Source organism: Bacillus sp. HU-1818 (genome assembly GCF_022695965.1).
Taxonomy (GTDB): Bacteria; Bacillota; Bacilli; order Bacillales; family Bacillaceae; genus Bacillus; species Bacillus atrophaeus.
The window spans coordinates 182767-206499 of the sequence record NZ_JAAPBE010000005.1 but is presented as its reverse complement, the minus strand read 5'-3'; the positions used below and the strand labels follow the sequence as shown (position 1 = coordinate 206499).

The 23733-nt window shown below is 40.6% G+C and carries 15 protein-coding genes and 1 pseudogene; 9 read left to right on the top strand and 7 right to left on the bottom strand.

Features of this window, described 5'->3' with window-relative positions; genetic code table 11:
* Nucleotides 1-60 precede the first annotated feature (60 nt).
* Nucleotides 61-1209, top strand: a complete 1149-nt coding sequence (locus GXP75_RS18185) for a CamS family sex pheromone protein (RefSeq protein ID WP_106046237.1) — start codon at nt 61-63, stop codon at nt 1207-1209.
* Between the two features lie 304 nt (nt 1210-1513).
* Entirely contained in the window at nt 1514-2515 is a 1002-nt protein-coding gene (locus GXP75_RS18180; RefSeq protein WP_242557493.1) for a phosphotransferase enzyme family protein, read from the top strand.
* 82 nt (nt 2516-2597) lie between these two features.
* Here the strand turns inward: GXP75_RS18180 and GXP75_RS18175 are convergent, their stop codons facing one another.
* Entirely contained in the window at nt 2598-3296 is a 699-nt protein-coding gene (locus GXP75_RS18175) for an MgtC/SapB family protein (protein WP_087941823.1), read from the bottom strand.
* A 103-nt stretch (nt 3297-3399) separates the two neighbouring features.
* Nucleotides 3400-4878, bottom strand: a complete 1479-nt coding sequence (gene putP / locus GXP75_RS18170; RefSeq protein WP_242557492.1) for a sodium/proline symporter PutP — start codon at nt 4876-4878, stop codon at nt 3400-3402.
* Between the two features lie 411 nt (nt 4879-5289).
* On the opposite strand from putP, the gene gatC reads away from it, so the two are divergent.
* Genes gatC through gatB form a run of 3 tightly spaced genes read left to right on the top strand, consistent with a single transcriptional unit; the run spans nt 5290 to nt 8497 of the window.
* Nucleotides 5290-5580: an Asp-tRNA(Asn)/Glu-tRNA(Gln) amidotransferase subunit GatC gene (gene gatC, locus GXP75_RS18165; protein WP_003328442.1), complete on the top strand. Its 291-nt coding sequence runs from the start codon at nt 5290-5292 to the stop codon at nt 5578-5580.
* A 15-nt stretch (nt 5581-5595) separates the two neighbouring features.
* The gene (gatA, locus tag GXP75_RS18160; protein ID WP_010787848.1) at nt 5596-7053 is read left to right on the top strand and encodes an Asp-tRNA(Asn)/Glu-tRNA(Gln) amidotransferase subunit GatA; all 1458 of its coding nucleotides are present in this window, start codon (nt 5596-5598) and stop codon (nt 7051-7053) included.
* A gap of 13 nt (nt 7054-7066) precedes the next feature.
* Nucleotides 7067-8497, top strand: coding sequence for an Asp-tRNA(Asn)/Glu-tRNA(Gln) amidotransferase subunit GatB (gatB, locus tag GXP75_RS18155; RefSeq protein WP_242557491.1), 1431 nt, complete (start codon nt 7067-7069; stop codon nt 8495-8497).
* A 34-nt stretch (nt 8498-8531) separates the two neighbouring features.
* Here the strand turns inward: gatB and GXP75_RS18150 are convergent, their stop codons facing one another.
* Nucleotides 8532-9389: a TetR/AcrR family transcriptional regulator gene (locus tag GXP75_RS18150; protein WP_242557490.1), complete on the bottom strand. Its 858-nt coding sequence runs from the start codon at nt 9387-9389 to the stop codon at nt 8532-8534.
* Between the two features lie 129 nt (nt 9390-9518).
* On the opposite strand from GXP75_RS18150, the gene GXP75_RS18145 reads away from it, so the two are divergent.
* The 4 genes from GXP75_RS18145 (at nt 9519) to GXP75_RS18130 (ending at nt 17257) form a co-directional block, all read left to right on the top strand.
* Complete coding sequence (locus tag GXP75_RS18145; RefSeq protein ID WP_242557489.1) at nt 9519-12683, top strand: efflux RND transporter permease subunit; 3165 nt, start codon at nt 9519-9521, stop codon at nt 12681-12683.
* A 172-nt stretch (nt 12684-12855) separates the two neighbouring features.
* On the top strand, nt 12856-13767 hold the full coding sequence (locus GXP75_RS18140) for a diacylglycerol kinase (RefSeq protein WP_242557488.1): 912 nt from the start codon (nt 12856-12858) through the stop codon (nt 13765-13767).
* Between the two features lie 55 nt (nt 13768-13822).
* Entirely contained in the window at nt 13823-15205 is a 1383-nt protein-coding gene (gene rlmD, locus GXP75_RS18135; protein ID WP_242557487.1) for a 23S rRNA (uracil(1939)-C(5))-methyltransferase RlmD, read from the top strand.
* A 759-nt stretch (nt 15206-15964) separates the two neighbouring features.
* Nucleotides 15965-17257 (top strand): AbiJ-related protein, encoded by a 1293-nt coding sequence (locus GXP75_RS18130; protein WP_242557486.1) that lies wholly within the window; start codon nt 15965-15967, stop codon nt 17255-17257.
* Between the two features lie 1295 nt (nt 17258-18552).
* On the opposite strand, the gene GXP75_RS18125 is transcribed toward GXP75_RS18130, so the two are convergent.
* The 4 genes and pseudogenes from GXP75_RS18125 to GXP75_RS18115 form a co-directional block, all read right to left on the bottom strand.
* Nucleotides 18553-20307, bottom strand: a complete 1755-nt coding sequence (locus GXP75_RS18125) for a retron Ec67 family RNA-directed DNA polymerase/endonuclease (RefSeq protein ID WP_242557485.1) — start codon at nt 20305-20307, stop codon at nt 18553-18555.
* A 553-nt stretch (nt 20308-20860) separates the two neighbouring features.
* Nucleotides 20861-20962, bottom strand: a pseudogene (locus tag GXP75_RS21520) (hypothetical protein); the annotation flags it as partial.
* 243 nt (nt 20963-21205) lie between these two features.
* Nucleotides 21206-21676: an antitoxin YezG family protein gene (locus tag GXP75_RS18120; protein ID WP_024715817.1), complete on the bottom strand. Its 471-nt coding sequence runs from the start codon at nt 21674-21676 to the stop codon at nt 21206-21208.
* A 4-nt stretch (nt 21677-21680) separates the two neighbouring features.
* Nucleotides 21681-23687, bottom strand: a complete 2007-nt coding sequence (locus GXP75_RS18115) for a T7SS effector LXG polymorphic toxin (RefSeq protein ID WP_242557484.1) — start codon at nt 23685-23687, stop codon at nt 21681-21683.
* Between the last annotated feature and the right edge of the window lie 46 nt (nt 23688-23733).

The window sequence follows — 23733 nt, the reverse complement described above, 5'->3', positions numbered from 1 at the left end:
GAGGAGTGTTTTCTATTGAAAAAGTCTTTGCTAGTGGCAGCAGCCTCGGCAGCAGTATTAATGCTGTCTTCCTGCTCGCCGAGTTTTGGGGGGGATAAGGAGGAAGAGATTACGCAAAAAACTGAGAAATCCTCAGAAAAAGCGATTATACCAAAATACAATATCTCTGATTCCTATTACAAAATGGTGCTTCCGTTCAAAGCGGGAAAAGCACGCGGCCTGACAACAGAGCGGTTAAATACAAGGCTGGATATTGACGAATTTGAAACGGGCCTTATGCGCCTCGCTCAAGATTCATTCTCGACGGATGATTATTTGTTCCAAGAGGGCCAATACTTAGATGAAGATACGGTATTAAGCTGGCTGGCCCGCAAAAAAGAAGGCTCTGATCTGAAGAAAGCGGAAAAAGAAGATAAAGACTTTGAAAACTTGGGCCTTAATCCGGTTCTGCCAAGTTCCGGCTCAACAAAAGAAAAGAATGAAAGCAGTCCGGTTTATTTGGCGACAATGCTTGAGCATGACTATTTAGTCAGAAAAGATAAAAATTCCATTCAGCTTGGCGGCGTAATGATCGGCCTCGCATTAAACTCTGTCTATTACTACCGGGAAAAAACAGGCGATCCTCAGCAAGAGGTGACAATTGATGACAAAACGCTTCGGAAGGAAGGCGAAAAAATCGCCCAGGAAGTCATCAACCGTTTGCGTAAAAAAGATAATCTGAAAAACATTCCGATTACGGTCGCGCTGTATAAACAGGCGTCAAAAACATCAATCGTTCCGGGGAACTTTATTGCCAAAACCGAAGTCAAAGCCGGCTCCACCGATACCGGCAACTGGGATGATGTCAAAGAGAAATATGTATTCTTCCCGGCAGATGACTCGACAAAGCAGAAGTATCCGGACGATGCGGAGCTGTTTACACGCTTTAAAAACGCAATTGACAGCTACTTCCCGAACTACACAGGCGTTGTCGGAACGGCAATGTATGAAAATGATGACATGAAAAAAATGAAAATTGAAATCCCGATGCAGTTTTACGGAAAGAGCGAAGTCGTCGCTTTTACGCAATACTTAACGGGAGAGGTCATGGACTACTACTCAAAGAACTCGCTTGATGTTGAAATTGACATTACCTCATCAGACGGACAGGAAGCCGTTATCCTCCGTAATGCGGGAGACAGCGAACCAACCGTCCATATTTATGATTAACCGAAACATATGAATAAACGAAATAACCCTTATATCACGTTTCTGTGGATAAGGGTTATTTTTTATTAAAATGCCTCATTTTTTGATCATTTACAATATTAATGGATGAAGTGATTATGTTATGATCTAAGAGGAATAGAAAATTAATCCATTTATTCGATATCTTTATGTACATGTGGAAAACTCCTTTTTCTTGAACTGGTTTAAAGAATTAAAAACCAAAGGTGGTATGTTGATGCTCTGACTTTTTCGAAAAAAACACGCATAAGGAAAATTTGAAAATAGATGAAAAGGGAGAATCAGCATGCATAAAGATATAAAAGAGATTTTTAATGAAGATAAGGTATTGGCAGAAGCCGCAAACATATATGGGTTTGAACGAACACAAGTCCAATTTCTCGCAGACGCGGAAAACTACGTGTACGAGTTTATAAAGGATGAAGAACCTTATATTTTGAAAATCACTCATACGATCCGCAGGTCTCCTCAATATATCAAGGGGGAAATGGAATGGCTTCACCACCTTGCAAAGGGAGGGCTTTCCGTTGCCAAGCCAATTCCGTCATTAGACGGAAAAGATGTTGAAGAAGTACCGGATGGAACAGGCGGCGCATTTTTACTAAGAGCCTATGAAAAGGCGCCGGGCCATAAGGTAGAGGAAGCGGACTGGAACGGAGAATTATTTTATCAGCTTGGAACATATACAGGCGAAATGCATCGGCTGACAAAAAGCTATCAAGTAAGTAATGCTGCATATAAGAGACAAGAGTGGGATGAAGAAGAGCAATTAAAACTCAGAAAATACGTTCCTCAAGACCAAAACAGGATATTCGAGCAGGCGGACGCTTTAATGGAGAAGCTGCGCCAATTACCGAAGGACCCTGACCATTATGGATTGGTTCATGCTGATTTGCACCATGGCAATTTCAACTGGGACAACGGAAACATCACAACCTTTGACTTTGACGATATCGGCTACAATTGGTTTGTCAATGATATCAGTATTCTCCTCTATAACATTCTGTGGTATCCAGTCATTCCATACGAAGATAAAGCTGCTTTTACAGAAGAATTTATGCGGCACTTTCTGAGTGGATATCGAGAGAAAAATGAACTTGATGCAGCGTGGCTGACAAAGATTCCTGATTTCCTCCGGCTGCGTCATATCCTCATTTACGGATTATTGCATCAGGCGTTTGATCTTGAGACGATAGGACAAGAGGAAAAAGAAATGCTTAACGGATTCAGACAGGATATAGAAAACAGAACACCGATCACACCATTTGATTTTTCTAAGCTGAACTAAAAAGGAATGCGCCGGCTGATATAAGGGCCGGCGTTTCTTTTTTGCATAAAAAAGCCCTCAAGATTAGGCATCTTGAAGACTTTTATAAAGTATCGCACTTCACGCCGACAACGCCGTCAATCGCTTTAATATCGTAATAAACGTCTGTCGTGTATCGATTTTTATGGACACGGATTTTGACCTCCATGATCGGAAATTCCTTTTCATGCAAATCATCAATCCGAACGGAGTGGATACGAATGTTTTTCCCCTTCATCTGTTTGAGAATCTCTGTCATCTTTTCTTTGTCAGAAAGCGACATGCGGACGCGGATGTCTTTTTCCTGTAAACGGTCCGGTCCGATTTTTCTGATCAGCCATGGCAAAACCTCCACGCTGATCAAAATGAACAGGAGGCTGACGAATGCTTCTTTATAGAAGCCTGCCCCGGTGGCAAGACCGAGTCCGGCCGCTCCCCAAATCATGGCGGATGTGGTCAAACCGGAAATGACATCATTGCTTTTCCTTAGAATAACACCGGCACCGATAAAACCGACCCCGGAGATGATTTGCGCGGGCAGACGCAGAGGATCCATCATGACGCGGTAAAATTTGGGGAAATGGTATGCGGCGTTAATACTGACGATTGTCAGCATACATGAGCTAACGGCAATCACGATACAGGTCTTTAACCCAAGAGGCTTATTTTTCAACTCCCGCTCAAGACCGATGATCATGCCGATTAATGTTGCGATGCCTAATTTCACTAATATATCCGGTTCTATATACCAGTCCAACAGCAATTCCCCCTATCTTCTATGTACTTAAATTTATATGATTTTCTCACAGTATTTATCGCAAAACAAGAGCACAAAAGCCACCAAGCAGTGCTTGATGGCTTTTGGATTACTTTTTGCGCTTTAACAGCTTTTCCATGACGCCGAATAATCGGTAAGAGGCTTTTGCAGGCCGCTTTGTAATAAAGCTTCCGATGATACCGGCAATCATACTCAGGAAAAATCCTGGAATCATTTCATAGATGCCTGTAGAATCTGCTAAACCAGTTGTTATCCAAATTAATACTGTCGCAGCTCCCACAACCATGGCTGAAAGGGCGCCCCATTCAGTCATCCGTTTCCAATACAGACTCAGAAGAATAGCAGGCCCAAAAGCAGAACCGAACCCGGCCCAGGCATAACCAACCAAATCAAGAATGGTGCTGCTTGGATTCAAGGACATCAGAATCGCAATGACAGCGATAATCAATACTGACAGCCGGCCGGTCATGACCAATTCTTTATCAGATGCTTCACGTCTGAAAAATGTCCGATATAAATCCTCTGTCATCGCGCTCGCTGTTACCAGCAGCTGAGAAGAGATCGAACTCATAATCGCCGCTAAAATAGCAGATAGCAAAAATCCCGTAATTAGAGGATGGAACAATATTTTAGAAAAAATAATGAAAATCGTTTCAGGATCGCTTACAGCAACTCCGAATTTATGCGCGTAAGCCACACCGACTAAACCTGTTACGGTTGACCCGAGAATGGAGATAACCATCCAGCTCATACCGATTCTGCGCGCAGGCTTTAAATCCTTGATATGCTTAATCGCCATAAAACGGACAATGATATGTGGCTGACCGTAGTAGCCTAAGCCCCAGGCCAAATAAGAAATAATGCTAATGACGCTCGCGCCTTTAAAAATATCCAATAACTTTGGGTCTACAGCTGTAATCTCATGTAAAGCAGGAGAAACGCCGCCCAGCTGGGTAAAAGCAACGATCGGCACAAGCACTAGTGCTGCAAACATAATCGCACCCTGTACAAAGTCAGTCAGACTGACAGCAAGGAAACCGCCAAACAATGTATATAACACGACAACGCCGGCAGTCAGCAGAAGTCCAAGTGTATAATCGGCTCCAAAAGCAGATTCGAATAATCTTCCGCCTGATACCATACCTGAAGAAGTATACAATGTGAAAAAGATCATAATAATTAAAGCTGATACAATTTTCAGCACTGATGAAGAATGCTGGAATCGTTTATCAAAGAAATCGGGAATCGTAATCGCGTCATCCGCTGCTTCCGTATACGCTCTAAGGCGCGGAGCCAGAAGAAGATAGTTCGAATATGCGCCGATTGTCAAACCGAGTGCAAGCCATAATGTGGAAAGCCCTGTAGCAAACATTGCCCCTGGAATTCCCATCAGCATCCATCCGCTCATATCCGCCGCTCCGGCAGACAATGCGGTGACAAACGGTCCGAGGCCTCTTCCTCCAAGCATGTAATCGTTGATATCGGTTGTTTTCTTAAATGCATACCAGCCGATTAACAGCATGGCAGTAAAATAAATTCCTAACGATATGATAATTTCAATACTCACGTTTTACCCTCTCTTCGATTCTATTAATGTTGCATCACCTCTCTAATTGATGGTGCCAGTTAAGCATCCTGGCGCAAGTGCGAAACAAAAGAAACCTTTTGCAGGTGCACTTGTTAACTTAACCTAACAAAGTATTCCCGGCGGTTCAACCGACGAAACCTGAATGATCAGAAATCAATTTCGTGACAAACCTAGATAGGGGTAATAATTAAAGCGCTTACAAAAATAATTAAAGTAAAAATTTTCTGAAAAATATTTCGTTTCTCCTTCTCCTCTTTTTAGTATAAAATATATAGGGTATTGTCTCGAAAACACAGGACCGCCCCAAGGCGTTTTGTTGCTTTAAAGGGCTTGTTTTTGATATGATCAGTATTATATGACTTAACGGAGAAATATGTGGAGGTGGATCATATGTCACGAATTTCAATAGAAGAAGTAAAACACGTCGCCCACTTAGCGAGACTTGCGATTACAGATGAAGAGGCGGAAATGTTCACGGAACAGCTTGACAGTATTATTTCATTTGCCGAGGAGCTCAATGAAGTGGACACGGATAATGTGGAGCCTACGACTCACGTGCTGCAAATGAAAAACGTCATGAGAGAAGATGAAGCGGGTAAAGGTCTTCCGGTTGAGGATGTTATGAAAAACGCTCCTGACCATAAAGACGGCTATATTCGTGTGCCATCAATCTTGGATTAGAGGAGGGATATCAGAATGTCATTATTTGATCATAAAATAACTGAATTAAAACAGCTTATACATAAAAAAGAGATCAGCATTTCTGATCTGGTGGATCAATCTTATAAACGGATTCAGGAAGTGGACGGAAAAGTCCAGGCATTTTTGCAGCTTGATGAAGAAAAAGCGCGCGCGTATGCGAAGGAACTCGACGAGGCGGTTGACAGCCGTTCTGAGCACGGCCTTCTGTTCGGTATGCCGATCGGCGTGAAAGATAATATCGTAACAAAAGGGCTTCGCACAACGTGCTCAAGCAAAATTCTTGAGAACTTTGACCCGATTTACGACGCAACTGTCGTTCAGCGCCTTCAGGATGCTGAAGCGGTAACGATCGGAAAGCTGAACATGGACGAATTCGCCATGGGTTCTTCGACTGAAAACTCAGGGTTTAAGCCGACGAAAAACCCTTGGAATCTGGATACTGTGCCGGGCGGCTCAAGCGGCGGTTCTGCTGCGGCGGTTGCTGCGGGCGAAGTGCCGTTTTCCCTTGGTTCTGACACGGGCGGCTCCATCCGCCAGCCGGCATCCTTCTGCGGAGTTGTCGGATTGAAGCCTACATACGGACGAGTGTCCCGTTACGGATTGGTTGCATTTGCATCTTCATTAGATCAAATCGGGCCGATCACAAGATCAGTTGAAGATAACGCGTTCTTGCTGCAAGCCATTTCAGGCGTAGACAAAATGGATGCGACAAGCGCAAATGTGGATGTTCCTGATTTTCTTTCTTCATTAACTGGCGATATTAAAGGCTTAAAAATTGCCGTTCCGAAAGAATATCTCGGAGAAGGTGTCGGAAAAGAAGCGAAAGAGTCTGTTCTGGCTGCTTTGAAGGTACTTGAAGGACTAGGCGCCACTTGGGAAGAAGTATCTCTTCCGCACAGCAAATACGCCCTTGCGACATATTACTTGCTTTCTTCTTCAGAAGCGTCAGCAAACCTTGCCCGTTTTGACGGCATCCGCTACGGATACCGCACTGACAATGCGGACAACCTTCTTGATCTTTATAAACAAACGCGTTCAGAGGGCTTCGGCAATGAAGTGAAACGCCGTATCATGCTTGGCACGTTTGCCCTAAGTTCCGGCTACTATGACGCTTATTACAAAAAAGCGCAAAAAGTGCGGACGCTCATTAAAAAAGACTTTGAAGACGTATTTGAGAAATATGATGTTATCGTCGGACCGACTACGCCGACACCTGCGTTTAAACTAGGTGAAAACACGAAAGATCCGCTTACAATGTACGCAAACGATATCTTGACAATTCCGGTCAACCTTGCGGGCGTACCGGGAATCAGCGTGCCATGCGGACTCGCGGACGGACTTCCGCTCGGCCTGCAAATTATCGGAAAACACTTTGACGAAAGCACTGTATACCGCGTTGCCCATGCGTTTGAGCAGGCAACAGACCATCATAAAGCAAAACCTGAACTGTAAGGGGTGAAACGAATTGAACTTTGAAACGGTAATCGGACTTGAAGTCCATGTTGAGTTAAAAACGAAATCTAAAATTTTCTCAAGCTCTCCAACGCCGTTCGGCGCAGCGGCAAATACGCAGACAAGCGTCATCGACCTTGGCTATCCGGGCGTTTTGCCTGTTTTAAATAAAGAAGCGGTTGAATTCGCGATGAAAGCGGCAATGGCGCTGAACTGCGAAATTGCAACAGATACGAAGTTTGACCGGAAAAACTATTTCTATCCTGACAACCCGAAGGCCTATCAAATTTCTCAATTTGACAAGCCGATCGGCGAGAACGGCTGGATTGAAATCGAAGTCGGCGGCAAAACGAAAAAAATCGGCATTACCCGCCTTCACCTGGAGGAAGATGCAGGGAAGCTGACGCATACAGGCGATGGCTATTCACTTGTAGACTATAACCGCCAGGGAACACCGCTTGTCGAAATCGTTTCTGAGCCGGACATCCGCACACCGGAAGAAGCGTACGCTTATCTTGAAAAGCTAAAATCTATCATTCAATATACCGGCGTATCAGACTGTAAAATGGAAGAAGGCTCACTGCGCTGTGACGCCAACATTTCCCTTCGTCCGATCGGCCAAGAGCAATTCGGAACGAAAACCGAGCTGAAAAACCTGAACTCTTTCGCGTTTGTCCAAAAAGGACTTGAGCACGAAGAAATCCGCCAAGAACAAGTCTTGCTTTCAGGCGGTGTGATTCAGCAGGAAACACGCCGTTATGATGAATCGACTAAGAAAACCATCTTGATGCGTGTAAAGGAAGGTTCAGATGATTACCGTTATTTCCCTGAGCCTGACCTTGTCGAGCTTTATATTGATGAAGATTGGAAACAGCGTGTAAAAGAAAGCATTCCTGAGCTCCCGGATGAACGCCGCAAGCGTTATATCGACGAACTCGGCCTTCCGGCGTATGATGCCAAGGTTCTTACGCTGACGAAGGAAATGTCCGATTTCTTCGAAGAAACGGTTGCCAAAGGCGCGGAAGCAAAACAAGCGTCAAACTGGCTGATGGGTGAAGTGTCAGCCTATCTGAACGCGGAACAAAAAGAGCTAGCCGATGTCGCGCTTACGCCAGAAGGGCTTGCGGGCATGATTCAATTAATCGAAAAAGGCACGATTTCTTCCAAGATTGCGAAGAAAGTGTTTAAAGAATTGATTGAAAAAGGCGGCGACGCAGAGAAGATCGTCAAAGAAAAAGGCCTTGTGCAAATTTCTGACGAAGGCGCGCTTCTCAAGTTTGTCACTGAAGCGTTAGACAATAACCCTCAGTCTATCGAGGATTTCAAAAACGGGAAAGACCGCGCGATCGGTTTCCTCGTCGGCCAAATCATGAAAGCGTCAAAAGGCCAGGCGAACCCGCCAATGGTAAACAAAATTTTGCTTGCCGAAATTAAAAAACGATAGAAAAAAGCCGCCTGTGATGGGCGGCTTTTTTTATTTATGACCGGCATTCAGAGATATAGCCGGAAATGATTGAGTGCAGCTGTACAATTTCTTCGTCATTGCTTGCCGTTAAATTAGAAAGCATTCCTTTTATAATCGGTTTGCGGGGTTCTTCTTTGGAGAATTCCTCCTCTAAGACCTCGAGTGAAATCATTAGATCATCAGACCATTCTCCGTTTTCCTTTACTTTCCGAATTTCTTTGAGCACTTGCTCCGTACCCGTTGGTATCACGCTGAAGATCTCTTCGGGAAGAATCGGCTTCTTATCTGATTGAACAAGCCCATAAATGAGGTCATCCAGCCTATCCATAATAAACTGCGAAAGATGTTCAAAATCAAGCTTGATTTGTTCGTTGAAAATCAAAAGATTAATATATGAGTTCACAATACCTTGAGCCATTATGGAGATATCCGATAAAAACGGTGCAATACGATCTCCATAAGAGGAAACGAGAGCCATGCGATATTGTTTATTGAACTCTATGTTTGCGTTATGGAAGTATTGCTTCAGTTTCTGATTTTCAGGAATGACGTTTTCGCTTAACAGTAAAACAATGAAATCCCGATGTTCAAGAAATTCTTGTAATTGATGCTTAATTTGTTTTTTAAAGATTTCTTTAGGCGGTAAATGCTGATGTTTTTCCTTTATTTTTTGCATATTGTCCATGGACATGCTGATGTAATATTCACAGGCAGACAGAAGAAGCGCTTCTTTCGATTTAAAATGCAAATAAAACGCGCCTTTTGATATTCCGCATTCACTGGCTATTTCCTGTATTGTTGTTGAAGAAAACCCTTTTTTTGCAAACAGGTGAATGCCGGTTTTAATGATTTTCTCTTTTTTTTCATTCATGACGTGCTTCCCCTTAATCCTTGAAATATTTAGAAAAATTTCTGTCTTTTTGGTTGACGATGTTGCGCTATACCGTTTAGTATTATATAGAATGACCAGTCAGTCAATAAAAATGTAATGGAGGATACGATGAACCACATTATTAACTTTATACTTAAGAACAAATTCGCAGTTTGGCTGATGACCATTATTGTGACTGTGGCAGGGCTTTATGCGGGTTTGAATATGAAACAAGAATCCATTCCTGACGTTAACATGCCTTACCTTACAATAAGTACTACATATCCCGGTGCCACCCCAAGCCAAGTGGCTGATGAGGTGACAAAACCGATTGAGCAAGCGGTGCAAAATGTAGACGGAGTGAGCGTTGTCACGTCCACTTCGTATGAAAATGCATCCTCTGTCATGATTGAATATGACTATGAGAAGGATATGGACAAAGCCAAAACAGAGGCTGCTGAAGCGTTAGAGAACGCCAGCCTTCCTGATGATGCGAAGGACCCGGAAATTTCACGCTACAGCATGAATTCATTTCCTATCCTTACGCTCAGTGTATCAAGCGACAAAGATTCACTTGAAGACCTGACGAAAAAGGTGGAAAACGGCCTTGTTCCTAAACTTGAAGGCACTGAAGGCGTTGCTTCCGTGCAAGTTTCCGGACAGCAGGTTGAAGAAGTTGAATTCTCTTTTAAAGAAAACAAACTGAAAGATTACGGCCTTGATGAAGATACAGTCAAGCAAGTGATCCAAGGTTCTGACGTTACGACGCCGCTTGGTCTGTACACGTTCGGAAAGCAAGAAAAATCAGTTGTCGTAAGCGGTGATATTGAATCAATTAAAGATTTAAAGAATATGAGAATCCCGACCGCTTCTGCAAGCTCTGGCAGTGCATCTTCTGCAGCGGCAAGCTCAAGCAGCGCGTCATCCGCAGCGGCAGCCCAGAGTGCACAAGCGGCTTCCCAAGCACAGCAAAGCGCAAGCACAGATGTGCCGACGGTTAAGCTCTCTGACATTGCTGATATTAAAGATGTAAGAAAAGCGGAATCTATTTCCCGCACAAATGGAAAAGACAGTATCGGGATCAACATCATTAAAGCTAATGATGCGAATACTGTAGAGGTTGCCGACCAGATCAAAGATGAACTGAAGCAGTACAAAAAAGACAATAAAGGTTTCCAATACAGTTCAACACTTGATATGGCAGAACCGATTACAGAATCAGTCGATACAATGTTAAGCAAAGCGGTATTCGGTGCGATTTTTGCGATTGTGATTATCCTCTTATTCTTGAGAGATATTAAGTCAACGCTGATTTCTGTCGTTTCGATTCCATTATCACTATTAATCGCGCTTCTTGCGCTGAATCAGCTTGATATTACATTAAACATTATGACCCTTGGCGCGATGACGGTTGCGATCGGACGGGTTGTCGATGATTCCATCGTTGTGATTGAGAACATCTACCGCCGCATGAGGCTCAAGGATGAACCGTTACGCGGAGCAGCCTTGGTTCGTGAAGCGACAAAAGAAATGTTTAAACCGATTATGTCATCAACAATTGTGACAATTGCGGTATTCCTGCCGCTCGCATTGGTAGGCGGCCAAATCGGTGAACTGTTTATGCCGTTCGCATTGACGATCGTATTTGCGCTTGCCGCATCCCTGTTGATTTCGATCACGCTTGTGCCGATGCTCGCACACAGCCTGTTCAAAAAATCGTTATCAGGAGCTCCGGTGAAGGCGAAGGAACATAAGCCGGGCAGACTGGCAAACTTCTATAAAAAAGTCCTGAACTGGTCATTGAGCCACAAATGGATTACGTCTATCATCGCTGTTCTGATGTTGCTTGGAAGTTTGTTCCTTGTACCGTTAATCGGGGCCAGCTACCTGCCTTCAGACTCAGAAAAAACAATGCAGATCACTTACAGCCCTGAGCCTGGTGAAACAAAAAGTGAAGCAGAAGATGAAGCAGAAAAGGCCGAAAAAATCCTATTAGATCGCAAACATGTGGATACGGTTCAATATTCATTGGGCTCTCAAAATCCACTGGCCGGCGGAAATTCAAATGGTGCGTTGTTCTATGTGAAGTATGAAGGTGATACTCCTGATTTTGATAAAGAGAAGGATAACGTGCTCAAAGAAATTAAGAAACAATCCGACCGGGGAGAATGGAAATCACAGGATTTCAGTTCATCCGGAAATAACAATGAATTAACCTATTATGTGTATGGAGATTCAGAGAGTGATATTAAAGGCACTGTAAAAGACATTGAAAAGATCATGAAAGATCAAAAAGATCTTAAAAACGTAAATTCAGGCCTTTCCAGCACATATGATGAGTACACATTTGTGGCCGACCAAGAGAAGTTAAGCAAACTGGGATTAACAGCTTCCCAAATTTCTCAGGCGTTAATGTCAGAAACATCACAGGCTCCGCTGACAACTGTCAAAAAAGACGGTAAAGAGCTTGATGTCAACATTAAAACAGAAAAAGACGAGTATAAGAGCGTCAAAGATTTAGAAAATAAAAAGATAACATCAGCCACCGGCAAAGAAGTGAAGATCGGCGATGTGGCAAAAGTAAAAGAAGGCACAACATCTGATACAGTCTCCAAACGGGACGGCAAGGTATATGCGGATGTGACAGGAGAAGTAACATCAGATAATGTCACAAGCATTTCAGCGGCTGTTCAAAAGAAAGTTGATAAGCTTGAGCTGCCTGATAATGTAACAGTTGATACAGGCGGGGTTTCCGCAGATATTGCTGATTCCTTTACGAAGCTTGGTTTAGCGATGCTTGCTGCCATTGCGATCGTGTATCTTGTCCTTGTGATTACGTTCGGCGGAGCATTGGCGCCGTTTGCGATTCTGTTCTCACTGCCGTTTACAGTAATCGGCGCATTAGTCGGTTTGTATGTATCCGGAGAGACAATCAGTCTTAACGCGATGATCGGTATGCTGATGCTGATCGGTATCGTTGTCACAAACGCAATTGTCTTAATTGACCGGGTGATTCATAAGGAAGCGGAAGGATTATCTACGAGAGAAGCGCTCTTGGAAGCGGGCTCTACACGACTCCGTCCGATCCTTATGACAGCCATCGCGACAATCGGAGCTTTGATTCCGTTGGCGCTTGGATTCGAAGGCGGAAGCCAGGTCATCTCAAAAGGCCTCGGCGTTACCGTTATCGGCGGTTTAATCAGTTCGACCCTTCTTACCCTTCTGATCGTGCCGATTGTATATGAAGTATTGGCGAAGTTCCGACGGAAAAAGCCGGGCATGGAAGAAGAGTAAGATCAAAAAAAGTCTTAGCTCCTGATAGGGGGGCTGGGGCTTTTTTTACGTATCGTCCCATTTTCTTCTGCCAAATCCTGTTCATTTTGTTGCGATTTTTATAACTCATAGTATAATTAAAGGTTGTTAGTGTAAAAATGGATCGGATACTCTTAAGTAGGATGATGAGATAATGAAACGTGCGCGAATTATATACAATCCGACTTCGGGACGGGAGTTTTTTAAGAAAAATCTTGCCCAGGTCCTTCAAAAATTTGAACAAGCCGGCTATGAAACCTCCACCCATGCCACGACTTGCGCGGGAGACGCGACCCATGCCGCAAAAGAAGCGGCGCTGCGGGAATTTGACCTGATTATCGCGGCAGGCGGGGACGGAACGATTAACGAGGTCGTTAACGGACTGGCGCCATTAGACCGCCGCCCGACACTCGGCATCATTCCAGTCGGCACAACAAACGACTTTGCCAGAGCGCTCGGCATACCGAGAGAAGATATTTTGAAAGCGGCGGACACCGTAATTGAAGGCGTCGCCCGCCCGATTGATATCGGACTTGTCAACGGACAGTATTTCATTAATATTGCCGGCGGAGGGCGATTGACCGAATTGTCGTATGATGTTCCGAGCAAACTGAAAACGATGCTCGGCCAGCTTGCTTATTATTTAAAAGGGATGGAAATGCTGCCTTCGCTTCGTCCGACAGAAGTCGAGATTGAATATGACGGCAAGCTGTTTCATGGCGAAATCATGCTGTTCTTAGTCACGCTGACAAACTCAGTCGGCGGCTTTGAAAAGCTTGCCCCGGATTCCAGCCTGAATGACGGAATGTTTGACCTGATTATATTAAAGAAAGCCAACCTCGCAGAATTTATCAGAGTCGCAAGTTTGGCGCTCCGCGGCGAGCACATTAATGATCAGCATATTATTTATACGAAAGCGAACCGCGTCAAAATCAATGTATCTGAAAAGATGCAGCTCAATTTGGACGGCGAATACGGCGGGATGCTGCCGGGCGAATTCGTGAATTTGTACCGCCACATCCATGTGGTAATGCCGAAAGAGAAAGCGGAACAGCTGGATGATTAAAACTTGGTCTCTAGGCGGCCAAGTTTTTCTTGCTTATTAGAAGAGGTGAACATATATGAAAATGAAACCCCCAGTAGAAAAAAACGAATACTACGACGTGACATTTGAGGATTTGACTCACGAAGGAGCGGGCGTCGCAAAGGTGCAGGGCTTCCCGATCTTCGTGCCAAACGCCCTGCCGGAAGAAAAAGCCCAAATCAAAGTCACGCGCGTCAAAAAAGGCTTTGCCTTCGGCCGCTTGATCGAGATGAAGGAAGAAAGCCCGCACAGAACGGATGCCCCTTGCCCGATCTACAAGCAATGCGGCGGCTGCCAGCTCCAGCACATGACCTACGAAGGTCAGCTCTTGTTTAAACAGAAACAAGTTAAAGACGTCTTAGAGCGCATCGGCAAGCTGGACCTGTCTAACGTCACTGTCCACCCGACACTGGGCATGGAAGATCCATGGAACTACAGAAACAAAGCACAGGTGCCGGTAGGAGAACGAGAAGGCGGACTCGTCGCCGGTTTCTATCAGCAAAGAAGCCATGACATCATCGACATGAGCGCCTGCCTGATCCAGCAATCCAAAAACGACGAAGCCGTCCAAGCCGTCAAAGACATTTGCGCAACATACGGTGTCAAAGCCTACAACGAAGAACGCCACAAAGGCTGGCTCCGCCACATCATGGTCAGATACGGCGTTGTTACGGGTGAAATGATGATCGTCTTCATCACAAAAACAAACGACTTCCCGCACAAAGCGAAGATCATTGAAGACATCACAGCGCAATTCCCGCACGTCAAATCCATCGTGCAAAACATCAACCCAAACAAAACAAACGTGATCTTCGGCAATGAAACAAACGTCATCTGGGGAGAAGAATACATCTACGACCTCATCGGAGACGTCAAATTCGCCATCTCCGCCAGATCGTTCTACCAAGTCAACCCGGAGCAGACAAAAGTGCTCTACGACAAAGCGCTTGAGTACGCGGAGCTGCAAGGCGAAGAAACGGTGATTGACGCCTATTGCGGCATCGGCACGATTTCATTGTTTTTGGCGAAGCAGGCGAAAAAAGTGTACGGTGTAGAAATTGTGCCGGAAGCGATTGAAGATGCGAAGCGAAACGCAGAATTAAACGGCATCACAAACGCAGAATTCGCGGTCGGTGAAGCGGAAACCGTGATTCCAAAATGGTATGAAGAAGGCATCACGGCAAATACGCTAGTCGTAGACCCGCCAAGAAAAGGCTGCGACGAAGCCCTCCTGCAGACGATTGTGGAGATGAAACCGAAGCGGGTGGTATATGTGTCATGTAATCCTGGCACGCTTGCGAGAGATTTGCGAGTGCTTGAGGATGGCGGGTATGCGACGCGCGAAGTGCAGCCTGTGGATATGTTTCCGCATACGAATCATGTAGAGTGTGTGGCGTTGCTTGTACTAAACGACGAATAATCAACACTAAAAAAAGAAATTATAAATCAGACCTAGAATTCATGAGAATTATTGAGTAAAAAAGAAGATATATAGTGATCCGAGAACCTTTAAAAAATTCTCGGACTTCCATCTTCTTTTATTTCTTTCTATTCGTTCTATAAGTTTGTGTACCATTTTTTCATCTAGGACAGTTTTTTTAGCGATTCCTTAATTTGCTGAATCAGCTTTGATAGGCCATCGTTTTATCTTTAATCAAGCAACCTTTTTTCTAATGTTACTCTTTCTTCATTAGCTCTTTAATCTGTGAATTGTTGTCATCTATGAGCATTTTGTATTCCTCATCTTGAATTTCACCACGTATGTTCCTCCTGATGATTAATTCATCCAATGAGGTATATGTTTTTAGTGCTTGCTTGGACTGTAATATGTTACAGAAGCCTATATTAAAAAATCAAAGTTATTTTTTGAAAAGACCGCTATATTATCTTCTGTAAAGGGTATTAGAGCTATTTATTGTTCAAAAAATTACCCTATACTTGCCAAGTTTAGTTTTATGTCTGTTAAATGTACAAACATAAAGAAGGAGAGTTATGGAAAGCCCTGTTAAAACCATTTCTGATGAGAAGGCTAAATAGATTGGGAATGCCCCTTTGCTTTGATAACAAAGATTTAGAGCATACATAAACTTTATAGTGGAAGACAAAACTTATTGTTTGAAATTATTTTATGCAAGTAGTTTTCTTTTGGATAATATTGAAAGGGGAATGATTCGTAATTGTGAACCGGATTAGCGAGATTACAAAGCGTGATATTCTTGATTTGTTTCAAAACGGAATGGATATAGAAGAAATATTTGAAACGAAAAAAGTTATTTATCCTTATTCCGGACAAATGGATGAGATTGAATTTCTAAAAAGATTATATGATTTAAAAAGTATGCCAAGTTCTGATTATAGATTTTCAGATGCTGAAGGTGATATATGGCAACACACGATAAACAATGATGATTACCCATATTGTTGGGTGTTTGAGGACGAACGGTTTCATTTAAAAGATGGGAACGATGAAATATACTTGAGATTTATTTGTGAAATATTTCATCCGGCAGTTAGAATTGAAAAAAGGTATTGGATGGATTTTCTTACTGAGATAAATAAATTATTACAGCATGATGGCTATGAACTATATCCTGCCGAGAAAATCTCCAACCGTGATGTGTATAGTTGGAGAATATATCAAGCAGAAAATTACATGTTTGTTCCTTTTTCTCAAAGAAATAAGAAAGCGATAAAACAGAAAGAAATAGTATTTAAAATTAAACGGGAAGCAAGAAACCAAATTTACAAAATCTTTGAGAAATATGATTCCAGAATTAGAAAGGTAAGCGAAACGGGATGGGAATATGATGTTTTAGTAAGTGAAGAAATTCTTCAAGATATAAAGATGTTTTATACTCCCAAATGCTTTAATAAAGAGAATAAATATGTCGAAACTGATAGCCCCAAAGAATTTGTCTTGTCCACTTCGCCTTATAATGTGATAGATGCAATAGAGTTTTTTGAAAAGTACTGTAATAGTGATTTTGCGGCAGATATTAATACAATATTTAATTTGAATAGTATTTCTCTGAGGTTAAATAATGGAAAAATTGAAAGCTTGGTAACTAGTCACATAACAAATAGTTCATGGGCTTCGATTGGCGAGGCAGGACTGAAAGAACTACTTCAGGAAGCTAGTAGGTATTATGAGAAAGAGAATTTAAATATTGCTGTTGAAAAACTCTGGGATGCTTTGGAAAGACTAAAGACATATTATTCACCAACGCTAGATAAGAAAAAATCAATAAATAGAATTACTGAAGATATGAGTGGTAACAAGGAACCCTTTAAAAAATTATTTGAAAATGAATTTCATGAGCTTACAAAAATCGGAAACAACTTTAGGATCCGTCATCACGAAACCACAAAAGTTGATATTGAGGATAATAGACATTACCATTATTTTTACAAGCGTTGCCTTTCTTTAATCACGACTGCCATTCGATATTTGGATAATGGAGGAGTGATTTAATATAACTGTTAATAGAACAATTTTCGGCTACTATAGTGAGAATGCACTATTTTATTGATTAAAGGGAAGTGAGAGACTTAAATGATTGTTGCTTCCTGTACAGAACTATATGATTACATTTAACCTTTCCTCTATCAGTAAAAGAATATTACGTTTACATATTTATGGATATTATTCTTATGAAATAGAGTTAGTTAAAATAAATGTTAATATTATTAGAGAAAGCAAAAAGGTAAACAGAATCAACTTAACTCACATTAAAAAATTAAGATTGAGGAATGAGTGATTAACAAGAGTAATACAGATACAAAAGTTTGGCAATCCTATCTTTCAATGCGTTTTTTTCAATTAATATATTGGTTAAAACATGAATACTCGAAGAGAAATAATAGATTTGATAGGAGAGAAGGCTATGAAATTATAGCAAAAGAAGATAAACGGCCTTTTCTTTTCATCGACTTATATTGGCTAGAAGATAAACATTTTGAATAATTTCTAAAAACTCTCATTTATAAACAGGAATTGTCTGATTTCAATTTTGTTTAATAAAAGAAAAAACAATAGTTAATACAAAAAGCTGCTACAGTAAGTTAGCAGTTTTTTGTAATTCAGGGCACTTATTGTCTATCTCTATCTTAAAAGTGACGAATTAATAATTAGGACCTTTTTAAATAGAAATTTAAATAATAATAGTGCATATTTGTTAGAAAGATAGGTGGATTTTCTATAATGGTAATAATTACGTGAATTCTAAAAACCAATTACATCCTGCATTTTAGATGTGAGTAATATTCCTCGCAAAAGCTGCTAAATTCCTCGTACACTTCGGTATTCATCCTGGTGCTCTTGTTAGCATACTTTGAACCCTTGTTGTAGATTCGTTTATTAAGAAAAAGGCACTCTTTTTCTTCAACATGTTTAATTAGCTTTTTTAGAGCATCGTGGATGTTCCTAGGATATAAAAATTTTTTCTTGAGTGGAGAGTATTTTTTGTCAGCTTTATAATACAGATAGTCTCCTTCATGCATCTATTTCATATTTACTGAATATAACTGAAGGAATACCGATTTGTTTACTGAATTATTTTTAATCGTAGTCGTGTAAAAGGATTATTAACTTCTTGTACTCTTTCTGATAATTGCATTGTAAAAAAGGTTTCTTTGTCTATATGCACATCCCCTTTCATTTTTTGAAGATAAAATATTATAGTTATAAAACGATATAATATATTACAAGGTATGAAAAATTTTTAACAAAAAATGGACCACACTATAGTGAAGCCCATTTTTTAAAAACTATGCTTCTAAAGGAATTTGATCCTTATTACTGTTATCTGTGTTTATTGTGTCTAAACTGTGTTCTTTATTTACATGTTCTCTCTTGTATGTGTCTATTATAAAGTTCATATTATCTAAGACCGATTTAAATCTATCAAAGTTAATATTGGAATAGTCAGATTCAACATACTTTGAGAAGATCTCTTTGCCATAGTATTTTGAGTGATCATAGTCATTCTCTTTAGTGAATTCTTTTCCATCAATTATTTGTGAAAGAGCACCATCATCAAATAAGTCCTCTATATCACATTCTGATTTTCCTTTTACTAAAGGTACAGTTAAGAGGTATAGATTATCTACGATATCAACCATATAATCATTGCTTAATTTGGTCTTCTTTTTAAAATTAAGCTTTGCATGATTAAGAAAACTACCTATAGGTTTTTTCCCCTCGCTTTTAATTTCATTATCAAACATTAAAATTACAGGGTTTTCCGGTGAAGTGTTACTTAATTCCTTGAAAATACGCAGATAATTAGGAGTAGACTTGTTCCTTTTACTATCATTATAAAAATCATAAATATTATTTAGTGCACTGCCGCCATCCTGGTTAATCTTTAGAAAGTATGCCAATCTCTTTGTTTTTTTTAGAAAAGATACTTTGAACTCAAATGTTCCATCACTATTTCTATTGATTAAATTGGGATATTCTGCATAGAGATTCTTTAATGCCGATTTTAAATAAGCTATATCCGTTTTACCTTCCGTCACAATTAATGGTTTGGAATTAGCAAAAAAGTATTTATAAAATAGAAACTTTTGATACTGTAATTCTCTCGAACTTAAATTATAAAAATTATGTTTTTCACCATCTATTTTGTTATTATACCAAGTTAGTTGATTTATAAAGGAAAATCTTCCTTCTAACTGATTAGGGGTGGCGGGTTCACCATTAATTTCAAACTTTCCATGTGTATAGAGTTGATGAGCCATTGCTCTGGTTTCCTTGTAATAAATCCTATTTACATTTATTTTTTTGTTAACAACAAGTCCAGTTACCACCTGTCTAGAATCCCTAAACTGTAACCTGTTCTTTTTATCATTAATTTTAAATCCAGAGTTTGTTATCTCTTCAGATATTTCTTCATAGAATTCCGTTTGTAGATTTAAAAAATTTTTATCATTGGTCGAAAACGTTAAGTCATCCGCATAACGTGTATAATACAGTTTATATTTCTTTGCAATTTTCATTATTCTTCGATCAAGTATCTCACTAATTAAGTTTGAGATGATAGGAGACGTTGGAGCACCTTGAGGTAGCTTTCCATCATAACATGATATTTGTGCTATAACTGTGGCTACTTTCATAGGTAGGAGGAAATTTTTATTGTTAGCAAAAAAACCTCTGACACGACCAAAATGAAAACTTTCAAAGTAGTTTTCTAAATCAATATTCAAAACAAATCTTTTATTACGATGTATTTTTGCGTTTGTTATAATACTCTTGTCTTTTTTAAATGCATGAGAGATGTTGTTTTTATTCTGCTTTTTTTCCCTATGTTTGTATAGAGCTTCTGCAAGTTTTCTTTGAATTTCTTTTAGTTCGTCTGTTGGAGCTTTAATTTTACGTATGCCACCATTTTTCTTACTTATATCAAACGATGTGTATGAATTATTAACGTCTTTAAAATACAATAAGTAACTAAGTTGACTTTTTGAAATTTTCAGAAAATCCGCAAGGTCGTTTCGTGTTTCTATATAGTTAAATTTCATTATCTAATACTCCCTCGATTAATAACGTGTGGCTACTCATTAGGCGTTGAAAACTGTACACATCAGCAAATTTACCGACATGGTAATACGGAGAGTCGGAGAAGCAAATGCCTCTACCATTTTTGTCAACACTTGCGAAACACAAGCGAAAAAATCTAGCCACACGCATATAAGATTATACACTAATTTTTTATAATCATAAATAATCTTCAATACAAAATTTTACTTCTTATATGGGGTCGTTGATTCTTCATCTTATAGTTTAAATGCTGGTGTATTTCTAAGTATAATACATTTAAATATTGGTTTAGTGCATGAGAGTATTTATTTCTGTTTCAAAGGTGAATTCCACTACTCTTAATTTATTGACCGACAGCACTCATCACAAGTGGAGTGTGTGACTGTGTTGGAACTTAGAAAAGGCTTAAGTTTCTTTGTTTTTCTTGAGTAATTTTATATTTAAAACTAATTTCGGATATATGCCATTCAAGTGAGGTCATCATTTTGTGGATTTCGAACAGGAGTTGATCAGCATCTTGAACATTGTTAAGATCAATGCGTTTATCACCATTGGAGTTGGAGTCTTTTGATTGTTTGTTTTTATTGCTGCGACTGTTAAATTAATTTGTTTTATTAATTCTTTTCTTACTGTCAAAATGTTGCTCCTTTTATAAAGAGATATGAGATAAATATAAAACCTTAATATCCTCTATATTAAAGAAAAGTATAGAATCATCTAAAATCTCGTCGTATAGAAAACTTCAACCCATTCAGAAGCAATCAATTTATTAGTTGATCGGTTAACAAATTTTATAATAGGTTTGTTTTTTCGGTTTCCATAAAAGCCAACCTGAGAATATAAAATAGCCCAGCAGTAAAAAGCTGAGCTATTTTTGAATTATAGACCGAAGTAGTTTATTACAAACTGTTTATCATCCTCATCTTCAGGCAATATTCCTAAATTTTTATATTCCCATACTACTTGGCGTTGAGTACCGTTTAAGTCTGAGGCAATGACATCGGTGTAATCATAATCTATTGAAAATTTCCCGCTTCTTTCTAAATGTAAAGTGAGGTTTGTCCATAAGTCCTCATTGTTTGTTTTAAATTCATTTCGTAACTCTTCGAAATAATCATGCAATTCATATAGAAGTTCGTCATATATATCTTCATCAACATTAAAGTGCTCAGGAATATCGTGTGAATATATATATTCCTGATTTTGTGGAGTAGTAAAGAAGAAGTAAACTTCTGAAGAATCATCTAAAATTTCGGCATAAAGAGCAACCTTCTCCCATTCAGAGGGGATAATTTCATTTATTTGTTCAGCGATTTTTTGATATAGTACTCCCATCTTTTCAGTTTCCACAATATCAGCCTCCTGCTTGATTTTTTATTCTAACATTTTTAAATCTTTTATTTCCGATCTTATATTTGACCTTAAATAAATTAGGTCTTAAAGAGTCTCCACTATAAATAGGCTTAATTTCAATTGTTACTAATTTGGGAGGTTCTTCATTAAGAGCCTTTGCCCATTCCTGCTCCATTTCATACCATTTCCCACCGCTCCTATTAATCTGAGAATTCATCGGCACAATATTGTCGAACTGGCCTGAGCCTTTGAATTGAGTGGCGATTAAATGGCCTCCATCGTCATCTGTCAGCCGGTCTGGTTTACCTGCTTTAGACTGTGCATATTGGTTACGTTTTGCTTCTCCTAACTGCAAGTCTGCTTTGACACTTGTAATTCTACCATAGTTGTCAGTGGTGTACGTGTAGCCTTCTTTTGTTTTATAGACAACATTCGGCTTCAGCACTTTCTTTCTGCTCCATTTTGCATAATGCTCGCCGTATTTGACTGTTACCGGCGGTACATTTGGCGCTGGAATTCGTCTTCCGCTTGATGAGGTTCCGTACGGTTTCGGAAGGATGACCTTGGCGAATTTCTGTAGTCCCTCTTTAAGTGTGACCCCGTTTACTGCGTTGTAAGGGACGCCTGCCGGCACTAAGTCGTGACGGGGATGATAGGGGAGAATATCCGCAAGTGTGAGATCTCCGATTTGATTTAACTTGGTTTTGACGTGTTTTTTTGATACTTCAATGCCTGTGTTTACTTTTTGTTTGATGTGATCAATGGTTTGTTTTGAAACCGTTATGGCTTTTTGTGCTGTGACTGATTTGCTTGCTGCTGTTTTGACTTTAGTTGTCACTTTGGCGGCAGTTCCTGTTTTTGAGACGGCACCTACGCCTTTTGTGCCGACAACTGATGTGACAACAGTGCCAACCGCATATGACACCCATCTTGCTCTTGAATAGGTGTCACCATTCACCATGTCTTTTTGGTACGATTCTTCGATTGCTGCTGAAATGGCTTCATACGTTTTGATAGGATGAGCCACTGCTCCTGTAATGGCTTCAACGGTTCCGCCTGGATCTGTGACCATATCCCAAAGACCTGTGACCGCGTCTTTTCCTGAATCATAAAGACCGACGGCAACCCCTTTGAAGCCGTCTTTCAGTTCACGCGTGTTTTCAATTTGGGTGAAATATCTTTGCTGTTCTGCTGTCAGATTTTCATAGCCGATCGTTTTTGCCATCGAGTAGAATTCATCGGCATCTGCATAATCGTAGTTTTTCAGTCTTTCTTTCAGTTTTTCAATCTCGCGTTCTTTCGCTTCCTCTTTCTTAATCTTCAAGTAAGCTTCGGTCCGCTTTTCAATATCGCCTTTTTTCTTATGTATGTCACTCTCGCGGTACGCCTTGGCGTTGTAATGAATCGGTGTGGCGTTTTTGCCTTTGCCCGTTGATTCCTGCAGCTTTTGGAAGTCTGCTTTGATGAATTGCTCATTTGGTTCTGACAGGGCGTATTCTGTCAGCAGGTCCTCGTCCAGGGCGTCTAGCTTTTCGAGTGTTTTTTTGCGTTTGTCATTGGCATCGCTCAGCTCGTCTTTGAAGGTTTCTGTTGAAAACAGATTGAGCGGGAGGATGTCGTCGATATCGTTCAGGATGTCTTTCATAGCTTTTTTCTGTTCGGACATGATGGATTTTGATTTTGTGTGGGCGTTTGCCAGCTCGTGTTCTAAAAAGGATTCTTCTATGTAAGCGTCTGACAGGTCTTTATCCTCGGCTTTTCCGGCGGCGCTGTTGAAAAAAGCGATTTTCATGTCGATGTAGTCGATCCATTGGTCGGTGACGCCGACGTGGTCGTGGTAAAATGCTTTGATGTTGGTGGCGCCCTTTCCTGAGAACGCGCTGTCGTCAAGATCGGCGACGCCTTTTAACGCTTTTCTCAAGTTCACCATTTGGGTTCTTAATTCTTTGTATTCTTTTGCGCGGTCTTCGGCTTCTGACATGAGTGTTTTGGCATCTAAGACTTTCATGACCATTTCCCTTCTTTTTGCGTTCAATATCAAAATTTTACCACGC

What these genes read in the sequence shown, in the direction of transcription:
- GXP75_RS18185 (WP_106046237.1), top strand. Translation starts at nt 61, where the DNA reads ATGCTGTCTTCCTGCTCGCCGAGTTTTGGGGGGGATAAGGAGGAAGAG.
- GXP75_RS18180 (WP_242557493.1), top strand. Translation starts at nt 1,514, where the DNA reads ATGCATAAAGATATAAAAGAGATTTTTAATGAAGATAAGGTATTGGCA.
- gatC (WP_003328442.1), top strand. Translation starts at nt 5,290, where the DNA reads ATGTCACGAATTTCAATAGAAGAAGTAAAACACGTCGCCCACTTAGCG.
- gatA (WP_010787848.1), top strand. Translation starts at nt 5,596, where the DNA reads ATGTCATTATTTGATCATAAAATAACTGAATTAAAACAGCTTATACAT.
- GXP75_RS18150 (WP_242557490.1), bottom strand. Translation starts at nt 9,389, where the DNA reads ATGAATGAAAAAAAAGAGAAAATCATTAAAACCGGCATTCACCTGTTT.
- GXP75_RS18145 (WP_242557489.1), top strand. Translation starts at nt 9,519, where the DNA reads ATGAACCACATTATTAACTTTATACTTAAGAACAAATTCGCAGTTTGG.
- GXP75_RS18140 (WP_242557488.1), top strand. Translation starts at nt 12,856, where the DNA reads ATGAAACGTGCGCGAATTATATACAATCCGACTTCGGGACGGGAGTTT.
- rlmD (WP_242557487.1), top strand. Translation starts at nt 13,823, where the DNA reads ATGAAAATGAAACCCCCAGTAGAAAAAAACGAATACTACGACGTGACA.
- GXP75_RS18125 (WP_242557485.1), bottom strand. Translation starts at nt 20,307, where the DNA reads ATGAAATTTAACTATATAGAAACACGAAACGACCTTGCGGATTTTCTG.
- GXP75_RS18115 (WP_242557484.1), bottom strand. Translation starts at nt 23,687, where the DNA reads ATGAAAGTCTTAGATGCCAAAACACTCATGTCAGAAGCCGAAGACCGC.